Origin of the sequence: Stenotrophomonas sp. CC22-02, assembly GCF_004365115.1 — a bacterium.
Lineage (GTDB): Bacteria > Pseudomonadota > Gammaproteobacteria > Xanthomonadales > Xanthomonadaceae > Stenotrophomonas > Stenotrophomonas forensis.
In genome coordinates, this window is sequence record NZ_SOCO01000001.1 from 2,458,492 (window position 1) to 2,471,576 (window position 13,085).

Annotated in this window: 15 protein-coding genes; 9 read left to right on the top strand and 6 right to left on the bottom strand. The window is 68.1% G+C overall.

What is annotated here, in order from left to right; all coding sequences use genetic code 11:
- Positions 1 to 33 precede the first annotated feature (33 nt).
- From N440_RS11320 to N440_RS11330, 3 genes are all read right to left on the bottom strand, one after another.
- Complete coding sequence (locus tag N440_RS11320; protein ID WP_006456453.1) at positions 34 to 1,071, bottom strand: LacI family DNA-binding transcriptional regulator; 1,038 nt, start codon at positions 1,069 to 1,071, stop codon at positions 34 to 36.
- Positions 1,072 to 1,220: 149 nt separating this feature from the next.
- The gene (locus tag N440_RS11325; protein ID WP_040007399.1) at positions 1,221 to 1,472 is read right to left on the bottom strand and encodes a BolA family protein; all 252 of its coding nucleotides are present in this window, start codon (positions 1,470 to 1,472) and stop codon (positions 1,221 to 1,223) included.
- Positions 1,473 to 1,492: 20 nt separating this feature from the next.
- Positions 1,493 to 1,792: a YciI family protein gene (locus tag N440_RS11330; protein WP_049456038.1), complete on the bottom strand. Its 300-nt coding sequence runs from the start codon at positions 1,790 to 1,792 to the stop codon at positions 1,493 to 1,495.
- Between the two features lie 375 nt (positions 1,793 to 2,167).
- Between N440_RS11330 and N440_RS11335 the strand changes: the two genes are divergently transcribed.
- Genes N440_RS11335 through N440_RS11345 form a run of 3 tightly spaced genes read left to right on the top strand, consistent with a single transcriptional unit; the run spans position 2,168 to position 5,607 of the window.
- Positions 2,168 to 3,073 carry a ScpA family protein gene (locus N440_RS11335; RefSeq protein ID WP_006456456.1) on the top strand — a complete coding sequence of 302 codons (906 nt, stop codon included), beginning with the start codon at positions 2,168 to 2,170 and terminating at the stop codon, positions 3,071 to 3,073.
- 13 nt (positions 3,074 to 3,086) lie between these two features.
- Positions 3,087 to 3,962, top strand: coding sequence for an SMC-Scp complex subunit ScpB (scpB, locus tag N440_RS11340; protein WP_133935132.1), 876 nt, complete (start codon positions 3,087 to 3,089; stop codon positions 3,960 to 3,962).
- Positions 3,955 to 5,607, top strand: a complete 1,653-nt coding sequence (locus N440_RS11345; RefSeq protein WP_133935133.1) for a pseudouridine synthase — start codon at positions 3,955 to 3,957, stop codon at positions 5,605 to 5,607. The genes scpB and N440_RS11345 overlap by 8 nt, the downstream gene beginning before the upstream one ends.
- 151 nt (positions 5,608 to 5,758) lie before the next feature.
- Here N440_RS11345 and N440_RS11350 read toward each other — a convergent pair whose 3' ends face one another.
- Genes N440_RS11350 through N440_RS11360 form a run of 3 tightly spaced genes read right to left on the bottom strand, consistent with a single transcriptional unit; the run spans position 5,759 to position 8,194 of the window.
- Positions 5,759 to 6,196 carry a hypothetical protein gene (locus tag N440_RS11350; RefSeq protein ID WP_049456034.1) on the bottom strand — a complete coding sequence of 146 codons (438 nt, stop codon included), beginning with the start codon at positions 6,194 to 6,196 and terminating at the stop codon, positions 5,759 to 5,761.
- 28 nt (positions 6,197 to 6,224) lie between these two features.
- Positions 6,225 to 7,031 carry an amidohydrolase gene (locus tag N440_RS11355; protein WP_133935134.1) on the bottom strand — a complete coding sequence of 269 codons (807 nt, stop codon included), beginning with the start codon at positions 7,029 to 7,031 and terminating at the stop codon, positions 6,225 to 6,227.
- Between the two features lie 14 nt (positions 7,032 to 7,045).
- The gene (locus tag N440_RS11360) at positions 7,046 to 8,194 is read right to left on the bottom strand and encodes a pyridoxal phosphate-dependent aminotransferase (protein WP_133935135.1); all 1,149 of its coding nucleotides are present in this window, start codon (positions 8,192 to 8,194) and stop codon (positions 7,046 to 7,048) included.
- A 186-nt stretch (positions 8,195 to 8,380) separates the two neighbouring features.
- Between N440_RS11360 and ccmA the strand changes: the two genes are divergently transcribed.
- From ccmA to N440_RS11390, 6 genes are read left to right on the top strand one after another with little or no spacing between them, the layout of a single operon-like run.
- Positions 8,381 to 9,010: a heme ABC exporter ATP-binding protein CcmA gene (gene ccmA / locus N440_RS11365; protein ID WP_049456031.1), complete on the top strand. Its 630-nt coding sequence runs from the start codon at positions 8,381 to 8,383 to the stop codon at positions 9,008 to 9,010.
- Positions 9,007 to 9,702: a heme exporter protein CcmB gene (gene ccmB, locus N440_RS11370; RefSeq protein ID WP_008268019.1), complete on the top strand. Its 696-nt coding sequence runs from the start codon at positions 9,007 to 9,009 to the stop codon at positions 9,700 to 9,702. Before ccmA ends, ccmB begins: the two co-directional genes overlap by 4 nt.
- A 43-nt stretch (positions 9,703 to 9,745) precedes the next feature.
- Positions 9,746 to 10,516 carry a heme ABC transporter permease CcmC gene (ccmC, locus tag N440_RS11375; protein ID WP_133935136.1) on the top strand — a complete coding sequence of 257 codons (771 nt, stop codon included), beginning with the start codon at positions 9,746 to 9,748 and terminating at the stop codon, positions 10,514 to 10,516.
- A complete protein-coding gene (gene ccmD, locus N440_RS11380; protein ID WP_005410342.1) occupies positions 10,513 to 10,701 on the top strand; it encodes a heme exporter protein CcmD in 189 nt (62 codons plus the stop codon). Before ccmC ends, ccmD begins: the two co-directional genes overlap by 4 nt.
- Positions 10,698 to 11,159: a cytochrome c maturation protein CcmE gene (gene ccmE / locus N440_RS11385; RefSeq protein ID WP_006456687.1), complete on the top strand. Its 462-nt coding sequence runs from the start codon at positions 10,698 to 10,700 to the stop codon at positions 11,157 to 11,159. Before ccmD ends, ccmE begins: the two co-directional genes overlap by 4 nt.
- Positions 11,160 to 13,079 carry a heme lyase CcmF/NrfE family subunit gene (locus N440_RS11390; RefSeq protein ID WP_133935137.1) on the top strand — a complete coding sequence of 640 codons (1,920 nt, stop codon included), beginning with the start codon at positions 11,160 to 11,162 and terminating at the stop codon, positions 13,077 to 13,079.
- The last annotated feature ends 6 nt before the right edge of the window (positions 13,080 to 13,085 follow it).

Genomic DNA, 13,085 nt, shown 5'->3' on the forward strand with positions numbered 1-13,085 from the left:
CGATCAATCAAAAAAGAAGGAACGCCTCTGGCTTCAACGGCCGGATGGCGGAGTGGTGGAATCGCGAACTATCAAGCGGGGAACCAGGGTCTGCTTGTCCCCTGTCCCGTCCGTGGAGGTGCCGTCCATCAACTGCATCAGGCGCGTCATGGCCCGATCGCCAAGCTCGGCGATGCTGACCTGCATGGTGGTCAGCGACGGGTGGACGAAACGCGCCAGTGGAATGTCATCGAAACCCGCCAGGGCGACATCGGACGGCACATGGACCCCTGCCTGGGTGAACGCATACAGGCAACCCAGGGCCATCATGTCGTTGGCGGCGAACACGGCATCGGGCAGCGCTCCGGCTGCCAGCAACTCCTGACCGGCGCGATGGCCGGAAGCTTCGTCGAAATCACCGGGCAGCTCGATGCCCTCGGCGCCACTGCCGAATGCGGCCAGCGCGTCACGGAAGCCGCGCAGGCGCTCGCGCGCGTCGAAGTTGAGGTCCGGGCCAGAAATGAACGCAATGCGGCGGTGGCCGGCATCCAGCAGGTGGCGGGTCATCGCCATCGCGCCGGCATGATCGTCGATGCTCAGCACCGGGTGGTCCTGCCCGGGCAGATAGGTGTTGATCAACACCGTCGGCAGCGACTGCGGCAGGTTGTCGGTCAGGAAGCCCGGGCTCTCGGCATAGGGCGACAGCACCAGCAGGCCGTCGACGCGGCCGCGCATGGCACGCAGGGCCGCGCCCTGCTGCTCCTGGTCACCGTGGTAGCTGGACACCAGCAGGTGCTGGCGGCGGTTGCGGGCAACGTTGTCGATGCCGCGCATCAGCTCGGAGAAGAATTCGCCGTACAGGTCCGGAAGCACCACGCCCACCGTATTGGTGCGGCGGCTGCTCAGGCTGCGGGCGGCGGCGTGCGGGGTGTAACGCAGCCGCGCGGCCACCTCCAGCACAAGCTGGCGGACCGGTTCGGCGACATTTTCATGCCCGTTGAGCGCGCGGGAAACCGTGGCCACGGAGACCCGGGCTTCGCGAGCGACGTCTTTGATTGTGATAGCTGCCTTGTTCACGAAGCCGCCCTCCACGGCTTGGACCTACCAGCATTGGCGCGGAATGTAAGCGTTTCCATCTGGGCTTGTAAACAGTCCGTTAGGCGAATGTCCTGAAATGGACATGGAAATCTGTCCATGGCGGGGCCCCGCAGGGACCGGCCAGGACAGTGCGGGACAAGGGCTCAGCCCTGTTCTGACGGGGTCTGTGCGCGGATGGACAAGGCGTGGATATCGGTGTCCATCATCGACCCCAGCGCGGCGTAGACCGCGCGATGCCGGGCCAGCGGACCCAGTCCGGCGAAGCGTTCACTCACCACGTGCACGTTGAAATGGCCGCGCCCGTCGCGCGCGCCGGCATGCCCGGCATGGCGATGACTGTCGTCCTCGATCTCGAGCACGCTCGGCGCCAGTGCCTGTTGCAGCGCATCACGCATCCGCTCGATCCGTTCCGCGTTCACGGCAGGACCTTGCGGAACGGACGCACCTGCACGCGGGTGTAGACGCCTGCGGCCACGTACGGGTCGGCATCGGCCCAGGCCTGGGCCTGTACCAGCGATTCGAACTGCGCGATCACCACCGAACCACTGAAACCGGCCGGGCCGGGATCTTCGCTGTCCACCGCCGGGCACGGGCCGGCCAGCAGCAGGCGCCCCTCGTCACGCAGCGCGTGCAGCCGCGCCAAGTGTTCCGGCCGCGCCTGCAGCCGCTGCGCCAGCACGTCCTGGCCGTCATACCCTTCGATCACATACCACACCGGCATTTCCTCGCTTGCGTTGTCGGGTGCGCAGATTCTAGCCAATGCGGCCGCTGCCCCGGCCCGGCTGGACACTGGCGCGACAAAGGCTTACCCTAGACTCCATTGCACGTGGCTGGATGCAGCAGCCCGTCGGTTTTTGCGGCCAACGCAGCCCCCGACGACCGTCCCGCTGCTTCAAACCGGACCACCCGGCCGGGCCACGTAGACGACCTCCCCGTAGTTCTGTCGCTGCCGTTCCCTGCGGCGCGTCCTGCTGTTTGATATGTGTGGAATCGCGCCGATCCCGGCGTGTCTGGTGCCCTGGGGCTCCGTGGCGCAGGCCCGGCGATCCCGGTGCCGCGACTGGTCCGTTGCAATCCTGATGTCCATTAGATGACTTCCGAACTCGCGCTCGACGCGAACCCGCCAACCCGGCCGCCCGCCCCCCAGCAGCAGGAAATGCCGCTGGCCGTAGTGCATGGGCAACCGGTCCTGCAGATTCCGCAGGACCTGTACATTCCGCCGGATGCGCTGGAAGTCATCCTGGATGCCTTCGAGGGCCCGCTTGACCTGTTGCTGTACCTGATCCGCCGGCAGAACCTGGACGTGCTGGACATCCCCGTGGCCGAGATCACCCGGCAGTACGTGGAATACATCACCGTGATGCGCGAGCTGCGCTTCGAGCTTGCGGCCGAGTACCTGGTGATGGCCGCGATCCTGGCCGAAGTGAAGTCGCGCATGCTGCTGCCGCGCCCGGTCAGCGAGGAAGGCGACGAAGCCGACCCGCGCGCCGAACTGGTGCGCCGCCTGCAGGAGTACGAACGTTTCAAGCAGGCTGCCGAGGACATCGACGCCCTGCCCCGCCAGGACCGCGACACCAGCCTGGCACATGCCTTCATGCCCGAACGCGCTACGGTGAAGCTGCCGCCGCCGGTGGACCTGAAGGAAATGCTGCTGGCGCTGCACGACGTGCTCAAGCGCGCCGAGCTGTTCAGCGGCCACGCCATCAAGCGCGAGGCGCTGAGCGTGCGGCAACGCATGGGCGAAGTGCTCGGCCGGCTTGAAGATGGCAAGTTCTATCGTTTTGAAGGGCTGTTCACTGCTGAAGAAGGCAAGCTGGGCGTGCTGGTCACGTTCCTGGCAGTGCTGGAACTGGCCAAGGAACAGCTGCTGGACATCGTCCAGGAAGAACCGCTGGCGCCGATCTACGTGAAGTCGCTGGCGGCCGGCAACACCAATGCCCCGCTGCAGTTCAGCAGCGAGTTCGACGACAACGACGCCGCCAATGCGGACGAGTGAGCGCTGACTGCCGATGGATCAATCGCTGATCGACCGCATTGTCGAGGGTGCCCTGCTGGCCTCCAGCCAGCCGCTCACCCTGGCCCAGCTGAAGGACCTGTTCCCGGAAGAGGAACCGGCACCGCCGGGCAGCATCGAACGTGCACTGGAACGCCTGCGGGAAGCCTGCGCAGGCCGCGGCGTGGAACTGGTCGAGGTCGCCTCCGGCTTCCGCTACCAGGTCACCGGCGAAGTGCATGGCTGGATCAGCCGGCTGTGGACCGAACGCAAGACCCGCTACACCCGTGCCACCCTGGAAACGCTGGCGCTGATCGCCTACCGGCAGCCGATCACCCGCGGCGAGATCGAACAGGTGCGTGGCGTGGCGGTCAGCAGCAACATCATCCAGGCGCTGGAAGAGCGCGAGTGGATCCGCGTGGTCGGGCACCGCGACGTGCCGGGCAAGCCGGCCCTGTTCGGCACCACCAAGGGCTTCCTGGACTACTTCGGCCTGAAGCGCCTGGACGAACTGCCGCCGTTGTCTGAACTGAAGGACCTGGGCGAGCTGGACCCCCAGCTGGCCCTGGACCGCGACGTACCGGCCGCCGCCGGTGCTGACGGTCCGGACATCTCGGCCGCCGCCGATGGCGCTGCCGCGAACGATGATGCCGGCAGTGCCGGCAGTGACGCCCCCGATTCCGCCGATGCAGCGTCTGCGTCGGCTTCCGATGAGCAAGCACCTTCGCCCCTCGATGATGGGCACCCCGATTCCGCGCCGGGCGAGCGCGCGGTGACCCTGAACGAACGCGAAGACAACGCCGTCGCGATGACGACCGTGGCTGTTGACCAAGCCGATTCCGAACCAGAGGCCGACCTCGAAACCGTCGGCCGGAGCAAAACTGATGAGTGACACCCCTCGCAAGCTGTCGTTGAACAAGCTCTCGCTCAAGCGCGAAGCCACCTCCGAACAGTTCAAGTTGGAAGAACGCCTGCACAAGGTGCTGGCCCAGGCCGGCCTTGGCTCGCGTCGTGCGTTGGAACAGCGCATCGCCGAAGGCCTGGTCAAGGTCAACGGTGAAGTCGCGCAGACCGGCATGTCGGTCAAGAGCGGCGACAAGATCGAGCTGGACGGCCGCGGCTTCGTCGCCACCGCCCTGGCCGAGCCGTCGCGGGTGCTGGTCTACAACAAGCCGGAAGGCGAAGTGACCACCCGCGAAGACCCCGAAGGCCGCCCGACCGTGTTCGAATCGCTGCCGCCGCTGAAGGGCGCGCGCTGGATCGCGATCGGCCGCCTCGACATCAACACCACCGGCCTGCTGCTGGCCACCACCGACGGCGAGCTGGCCAACGCCATGATGCACCCGTCGTTCGAGGTCGAGCGCGAGTACGTGGTGCGCGTGCGCGCCCCGGAAGGCGAGGAAAAGGTCTCCGACGCCATCGTCGACCGCCTCTCCCGCGGCGTTGCACTGGAAGACGGCCCGGCCAAGTTCGACGAGATCGAGCGCATCGGCGGCACGGATTCGCACGACTGGTTCCGCGTCGTGGTGAAGGAAGGCCGCAACCGCGAAGTGCGCCGCCTGTGGGAATCGCAGGGCTGCCAGGTCAGCCGCCTGAAGCGCACCCGCTACGGCAAGGTCAGCCTGCCGCGCGAACTGGCCCGCGGCCATTCGGTGGAACTGGGTACCGCCCAGGTGGAAGCCCTGCGCGCGCAGCTGAAGCTGGAAGAAGGCGCGCCGTCTGCGCTGACCCTGCAACCGGTGATCGGCCAGCGCCGCGCCGCCAAGACCACCGTGCGCGTGCGCGAGGGTGGCCGTGGCAATGCCTACGTCAACGGCCACAACACCGCTGATGAAGGCCGCGAGCTGCGCCGCTTCGACAACGTGCGCGAAGATCGCGGCCGTGGTCGTGGCGGCAAGGGCGGCGGTTTCAAGGGCGGCCTGACGGTCAGCGGTGAAGCCGCGGCCAAGCAGTCGCAGAAGCCGTTCAAGCAGCGCGCGCAGAAGAACGATCGCTCGCTGCCGGAAGGCAATCCGGCGGCATTCCGCACCTGGTACGTGCCGGATGGCGTGAGCACCGGCCCGAGCGGCCATCGCAACGCCGGTCCGGGCGCGCGTGGCCCGGGTGCCCGTGGTCCGGGTGCAGGCGGCCAGGGCCGTCCGTACGGCAAGCCGAAGGGTCCGGGCGCAGGCGCCGGTGGCGGCCAGGGCCGTGGCGGTTTCGGTGGTGAAGGCCGTGGTGGTGCCGGTGGCGGCCAGGGTCGTCCGGCCGGCGCGGGCAACCGCTCGCAGGGCCAGGGCAACAAGCATCCGTACGGCCATCCGGGCAATGCCCCCAGCTTCCCGTCCGACCACGCGACCCCGGGCTTCAACCCGTATGGCAGCCCGAAGCCGGCACACGGCGCCCGTCCGGGCGGCCGTGGTCCGGGCGGCGGCAACAACCGTGGCCCGGGCGGTAACCGTGGTCCCGGTGGTCCGGGTGGCAACCGTGGCCCGGGTGGCCCCGGCGGCAACCGCGGTCCGGGCGGCCCGCGCCGCAGCGGCCCGCGCGGCGGCTGATCGCCGATACGCTTGAAATGAAAAACCCCGGCTCCGGCCGGGGTTTTTCGTTGCGCAGGAAAAAGGGGACGGAGGGAATTAAGTCGCTTTTGCCACAGCGCGCGCCGAACGGCAAAAGCGACTTAATTCCCTCCGTCCCCTTTTCGCGGGTTCAGCGGCGCCGGATCACGAACGAGGAACCGTCCACGCCCAGGTCCCAGCCACGGCCGCTTCCGGCCAGCGCCAGCGACACGTCGCCCTTGGTCATCGCCACGGCGCCACCGGAGCGGATCGCGCCGGCGTGCGCCCCCAGCGCCACGTACTTGCCGAGCAGGTCGTCCAGCGAATAGGCCCCGGTGAAGCGGCCCTTGCCGTCGACGATCTTCGATTTGCCAACGGTCAGGCCACCGCCGGTGACCTTGATGCGCACCGGAATGCGCGCGCCGTTGGTGCACTGGATGGTGCCGGTGCCCGAGGCGGTCTTGTAGAACAGCGACCAGCCGGACAGGTTGTAGCGCAGCTCGCAGTCGATGTTGCCGGCCGCCTGCGCGGCAGGAGCGGTCAGCGCAGTGGCGAGCAGGCCCAAGGCCAGCAGCAGGGGGAACTTCATGGTGTCATCCGGTGGGGAAAGGCGGCGCTCAGGCGCGCTCGTCCAGGTGGAAGGCATCGGCATCGAGCATCGCCGGGAAGCGTGCGCGGTGCGCGGCCAGCGCCTCGGCCGAGATCGTGGTGGTCACCACCTGCTCGCGTTCGCGGATTTCGACCTGCGGCTGGCCGAGGAAATCGATCACGGCGCTGTCGCCGGCGTAATGCAGCTGGTTGCCGTCCACGCCGATGCGATTGACCGCCGCCACGAAGCACAGGTTCTCGATGGCCCGCGCACGCAGCAGGGTCTTCCATGCGTAGGCACGCGCCGACGGCCAGTTGGCGACGAAGATCTGCAGGTCGAAGTCCAGCTGCCCGGGGCGCTCGACGTTGTAGCGGTTGCGGCAGAACACCGGGAAGCGCAGGTCGTAGCAGACCTGCGGATTGATCCGCCAGCCCTTCCACTCCACGCTCAGGCGCTCGCGGCCGGCGGCATAGCGCTCGTGTTCGCCGCCATAGCGGAACAGATGACGCTTGTCGTAGTACTGCAGTGCACCGTCCGGCGTGGCAAACAGCAGGCGGTTGTAGACACCCTCGCCCGCACGCAGCTGCACGCTGCCGATCACCGCCGCGTTCAACGCCTTGGCCTGCTCACGCACCCAGGCCACGGTCGGGCCGTCCATGCCTTCGGCCTGGGCGATGGCCTCGTTGGAGAAGCCGCTGGTGAAGGTCTCCGGCAGGATCACCAGGTCGGTGATGCCTGCCAGCGGCGCCAGCAACGCACCGTAATAGGCACGGTTGCCGGCCGGGTCGTGCCAGCGGGTATCGCCCTGGACGAGGGAAATGCGCAGGTCCTGCATGTTCAGCTCTCCACTCACAGCAAACGCAGGCGTTCGATCGCCGCGTCCATGGTCGCTTCGTTTTTGGCGAAGCACAGCCGTACCAGGCGCTGGCCGGCCGGCGGGCTCTGGTAGAACGGCGACAACGGAATGGCGGTGACGCCCTTCTCGATGGTCAGCCACTTCACGAACTCATGGTCCGGCAGGTCGCTGATGGCCGAGTAATCGACCAACTGGAAATAGCCGCCCGGCACCGGCAGCGCCTTCAGCCGGGTGCTGGCCAGCTGCTCGCGGAAACGATCGCGCTTGGCCTGGTAGAACGCGCCCAGCTCCAGGTGATGCTCGGGCTCGTCACGGATCATCGCGGCGAAACCGTACTGTGCCGGGCCAAAGCTGGTGAAGGTGTTGTACTGGTGGACCTTGCGGAATTCGGCGGTCAGCGCCGGCGGCGCGATCGCATAGCCGATCTTCCAGCCGGTGCAATGGTAGGTCTTGCCGAAGCTGGAGATCACGAACGCACGCTCGCGCAGTTCCGGGTAGCGCAGCGCCGATTCATGGCGGCGGCCGTCATAGATGATGTGCTCGTACACCTCATCGGAGATCAGGTAGATCTGCGTGCCGCGCAGCAGCTCGGCCAGCGCCTGCATGTCCTGCGCCGACAGCATCGCGCCGGACGGGTTGTGCGGGGTGTTGACGATCAGCATGCGGGTGCGCGGGGTGATCGCCGCGCGCACGCGGTCCCAGTCGACGGCGAAGGTCTGCGGGTCCAGCGACACATGCACGGCCTTGGCGCCGGCCAGGTCGATCGCCGGCTCGTAGCAGTCGTAGGCCGGGTCGAGCACGATCACTTCCTCACCGGCACGCACCACGGCGTGGATGGCGTTGAAGATGGCCTCGGTGCCGCCGCTGGTGACGGTGATCTCGCTGTCGGCATCCACCTGCGCGCCGTAGCAGTCCAGCACCTTCTGCGCGATGGCCTGGCGCAGCGGCGCCACGCCGGTCATCGGCGGGTACTGGTTCAGCCCGGCGGCCATCGCCTTGGCGGTTTCATCGATCAGGCGCTGCGGCGCGGAAAAGTCCGGAAAGCCCTGGCCGAGGTTGACCGCGCCGTGTTCGGCGGCGAGCTGGGACATCACGGTGAAGATCGTGGTACCGACCTTGGGCAGCTTGGTGTTCGGTTGCATCGGCCTGGGCTGTGGGGGAACAGACCTGCGAGTTTACGCAATCCGTGCTGCGGTAGCGCCGGCCGCTGGCCGGCAGCCCGGGACAAACTGCGACGCTGGGTCGCGCCTGCCGGCCCGCGGCCGGCACTACGCTATGCATTCGCCGCTACAATTGCCGCCGCACTCCGGCATGAAGATCCCTGCCCCTTGAACACCCCTGCATTGCTGGCCGCCAGCGGCCTGAGCTTCTCCCGCAATGACGAGCCCGTGTTCGGCCCGCTGGACTTCCATGTGGACGCCGGCGAAGCCCTGCTGGTGCAGGGCGGCAATGGCGCCGGCAAGACCACCCTGCTGCGCGTGCTGGCCGGCCTGGCCCGGCCCGGTGCCGGCCAGGTGCGCATCGACGGCAAGCCGGCCAGCACTGCCGAGCGCGCGCGCTACGTCGCCTACCTCAGCCACCTGCCGGCCTTGAAGCCGGACCTCGATACGCTGGAGAACCTGCACTTCCTGTGTGGCCTCCACGGCCGCCGTGCACGCCAGATGCCCGGCAACGCGTTGGCCATCGTTGGCCTGGCCGGCTACGAAGACACCCTGGTGCGTCACCTGTCCGCCGGGCAGAAGCGGCGGTTGGCGCTGGCGCGCATCTGGCTGTCGCCCGCACCGCTGTGGCTGCTCGACGAACCCTACGCCAACCTCGACCTGGAGGGCATCACCCTGGTCAACCGGATGATCTCGGCGCATCTTCGCGCCGGGGGCGCGGCGCTGGTCACCACCCACGGCGCTTATGCCGCGCCGCCGGTACGCACCCGCCAGCTCGACCTCGGCGGTGCCGCATGATCGCGCCGGGCACCGAACCGGGCCTGTGGCAGACCGCGGGCGCCCTGCTCAAGCGCGACCTGCGCCTGCTCTGGCGCCGTCGCGGCGACGCACTGCAGCCGCTGCTGTTTGCCCTGCTGGTGGTGGTGTTGTTCGCATTGGCCCAGGGCCGCGAGCCGCAGCTGCTGGCCGCCACCGCCGGTGCGGTGCTGTGGCTGGCGGTGCTGTTGGCCGGCCAGCTGTCGCTGGATTCGCTGTTCCGTTCCGATGCCGAAGACGGCTCGCTGGAGCAATGGCTGCTGGCGCCGGTACCGTTGGCGTGGCTGGTGCTGGTGCGCGTGCTGCTGCATTGGGCCACCACCGCGCTGCCGTTGATCGTGGTCAGCCCGTTGCTGGCGGAAATGCTGCATCTGCCGCATGACCAACTGCCGATGTTGCTGGCATCGTTGCTGTTGGGAACGCCGTTGCTGAGCCTGATCGGTGGCGTGGTCGCCGCGCTGACCGTAGGCATCCGACGCTCTGGTATTCTCGTGGCGTTGCTGTCGTTGCCGCTGTACGTGCCGGTGCTGGTGTTCGGCGCAGGCAGCCTGGCGGCGGCCGGACGCGGACAGGATCCGGTCGGTGCGCTGCTGATGCTGGGCGCCGGCCTGCTGGTCGCACTGGTGCTGGCGCCGCTGGCCACCGCCGCTGCAATACGTATTTCTCTGAGTTGACCGAGCTGAGAGCCAATCCACCCCTGCTGGATAGCCGCCACGCATGAATCCGATTGTCCGCTGGTTCCACCAACTCGGTTCGCCTCCCACGTTCGACCGTTTCGCTGCCCGCTGGTCGCGGGTGTTCTATCTCGCTGCGGTGCCGGTGCTGCTGGTCGGCATGTGGCAGGCACTGCTGGTGGTGCCGCCGGAAGCCAAGCAGCTGGACAGCTTCCGCATCCTCTACATCCATGTGCCCAGTGCCTGGATGAGCCTGTTCGTGTTCGCGCTGATGGCGCTGTATGCCGCCATTGCCCTGATCTGGCGGATCAAGGTCTGCGAGATCCTGGCCATGGCCTGTGCGCCGATGGGCGCCGGCTTCACCCTGATCACCCTGTTGACCGGCAGCATCTGGGGCAAGGGCACCTGGGGCACCTGGTGGGACTGGGACCCGCGCATGACCAGCGAGCTGGTACTGCTGTTCCTGTACCTGGGCGTGATCGGCCTGTACCACGCCATCGAGGACCGCCGCAGCGCCGCGCGCGCGGCCGGCCTGCTGGCCATCGTCGGCGTCAGCCTGCTGCCGGTGATCCGCTATTCAGTGGACTGGTGGGGCGGCCTGCACCAGCGCCAGTCGATCAACGTGTTCGGTGAATCGGCGATCAGCAGCGCGATGATCGCGCCGCTGTGGTGGATGGTGATCGGCACCAAGTTCTGGTTCGCCGGCTCGGTACTGGCCAAGGCGCGCGCCGACAACCTCGACCGCGAGGCCGGCAAGGCCTGGGTCGGCGGTCGCGTCGATGCCGAACGCGCGACCCGGGAGGCACAACCATGACCCACCTGCCCTATGTGATCGGCGCCTACGCCGTGTTCGTGCTGGTGCTTGGCGCCGATGCCATCGGCTCGTGGCTGCGCCTGCGCGTGGCGCGCCGCTTGGCCCTGGCCCGGCAGCAGCGCCAGCAGACCCGTGCCGGCCGCCAGGACGCGGCCGCGCCGCTGTCGACGGAGCTGGAGCGATGACCCCGGTTCAGCGTCGCCGCCTGGTGTGGGTGCTGCTGGCCCTGCTCGCTTCCGGCCTGGCCACCGCGCTGGTGGCGATGGCGCTGGAGCGCAACATCGCCTACCTGTACACGCCCGCCGAAGTGCTGCGCGGCGATGTCGATGCGCAGTCGCGCTTCCGCCTGGGCGGCATGGTGGTGAAGGGCTCCTTCAATCGCCCGGTCGGCTCGCTGGAAGCACGCTTCGAAGTGACCGACGGCGATGCACAGCTGCCGGTGACCACCTCGCGGATCCTGCCGGACATGTTTGCCGAAGGCACCGCGGTGGTTGCCAGTGGCCGCCTGCAGGACGGCGTCTTCGTCGCCGACGAAGTGCTGGCCAAGCACGATGAGAAGTACGTGCCGAAGGAAGTGGCCGACAAGATGGGCGACGCCCATCGCAAGCACGACGTGCCGGTGACGGCACCCGAGGTGCGCTGAGTGCTGCCCGAACTGGGTCAGATCCTGCTGCTGTGCGCGTTGCTGGCCTCGCTGCTGCAGGCTGGCCTGCCACTGGTGGGCGCGCATCGCAACAACCCGGCCTGGATGGCAGTGGCACGACCGGCCGCGTTCGCACAGCTGCTGCTGGTCGCCGGCGCGTTCGCGGTGCTCACCGCGGCATTCGTGCAGCAGGATTTCTCGGTGCGCTACGTGGCCGAGAACTCCAATTCGCTGCTGCCGATGATCTACCGCTATTCGGCGGTGTGGGGCGCGCACGAAGGCTCGCTGCTGATGTGGGCGCTGGTACTGGCGCTGTGGACCGGCGCGGTAGCGCTGTTCTCGCGGCACCTGCCGGCACCGGTGCAGGCACGCGTACTGGCGGTGATGGGCGTGGTCAGCGTCGGCTTCCTCGCCTTCCTGATCTTCACCTCCAACCCGTTCCTGCGCCTGAATCCGGCGCCACTGGAAGGCCGCGACCTCAACCCACTGCTGCAGGACCCGGGGCTGATCATCCATCCGCCGATGCTGTACCTGGGCTACGTCGGCTTCGCGGTACCGTTCGCGTTCGCGGTGGCGGCGCTGCTGGAAGGCCGCGTCGACGCGCGCTGGCTGCGCTGGACGCGGCCATGGACCAACGTCGCCTGGGGTTTCCTGACCCTGGGCATCGCACTGGGCAGCTGGTGGGCGTACTACGAGCTGGGCTGGGGCGGCTGGTGGTTCTGGGACCCGGTGGAGAACGCCAGCTTCATGCCGTGGCTGGTCGGTGCGGCACTGATCCACTCGCAGGCCGTCACCGAAAAGCGCGGTACCTTCGGCAGCTGGACCCTGCTGCTGGCAATCGCCGCCTTCGCGTTGTCGCTGCTCGGCACCTTCCTGGTGCGCTCCGGCGTGCTGACCAGCGTGCATTCGTTCGCTGCCGATCCTTCGCGCGGCCTGTTCATCCTGGTGTTCCTGTCGGTGCTGGTCGGTGGCAGCCTGCTGCTGTACGCGCTGCGCGCCAGCCAGCTGAGCGTGGACGCCGACGATCCGCGCCGCGGCTTCACCGCCACCTCGCGCGAGACCCTGCTGCTGGCCAACAACCTGCTGCTGGCCACGGCCTGCGCGATGGTGTTGCTGGGCACGCTGTACCCGTTGCTGGCCGATGCGCTGTCGCTGGGCAAGATCTCGGTCGGCCCGCCCTACTTCGGCAGCCTGTTCCTGCTGCTGATGGCGCCGATGATCCTGCTGCTGCCGTTCGGCCCACTGGTGAAGTGGCAGCGCGACCAGCCCTCGCGTGCCTTCGCGCTGCTGGCACCGTGGCTGGCACTGGCCATCGTGCTCGGCGCACTGGCCTGGTGGCAGGCGCCACAGAATGGCTGGAAGGCCGGCGTCGGCGTGGCCGCGGCGGCCTGGGTCGGGCTCGGTACCGCGCGTTTCGTCTGGCAGCGGCTGCGCGGCAACGGCCGCTTCACCGCCGAGATGCTCGGCATGATCGTCGCCCACGCCGGCATCGCGGTGTTCCTGGCCGGCGCCTTGCTGGTGGAAGCGCTGAACGTGCAGCGTGAAGTGGCGCTGGCACCGGGCCAGCAGCTGGTGGTCGGCCGCCATGAAGTGCGCTTCGAGGGTGTGGACCATCGCGAAGGTCCGAATTTCATCGCCGACCGCGGCCACCTGCGGGTGTTCCGCAACGGCCGCGAGCTGGCGCTGCTGCATCCGGAGAAGCGCCAGTACGCCAGTGGCGGCCAGGTGATGACCGAGGCCGGCATCGATGCACGCTTCGACGGTGATGTCTACGTGGCATTGGGCGAGCCGCTGGGCAACAATGCATGGGCGGTACGGGTGCACATCAAGCCGTTCGTGCGCTGGATCTGGCTGGGCGCGCTGCTGATGGCCCTGGGCGGATTCATCACCGCCGCCGACCGCCGTTTCCGTCGTCCGTAGGAGTTC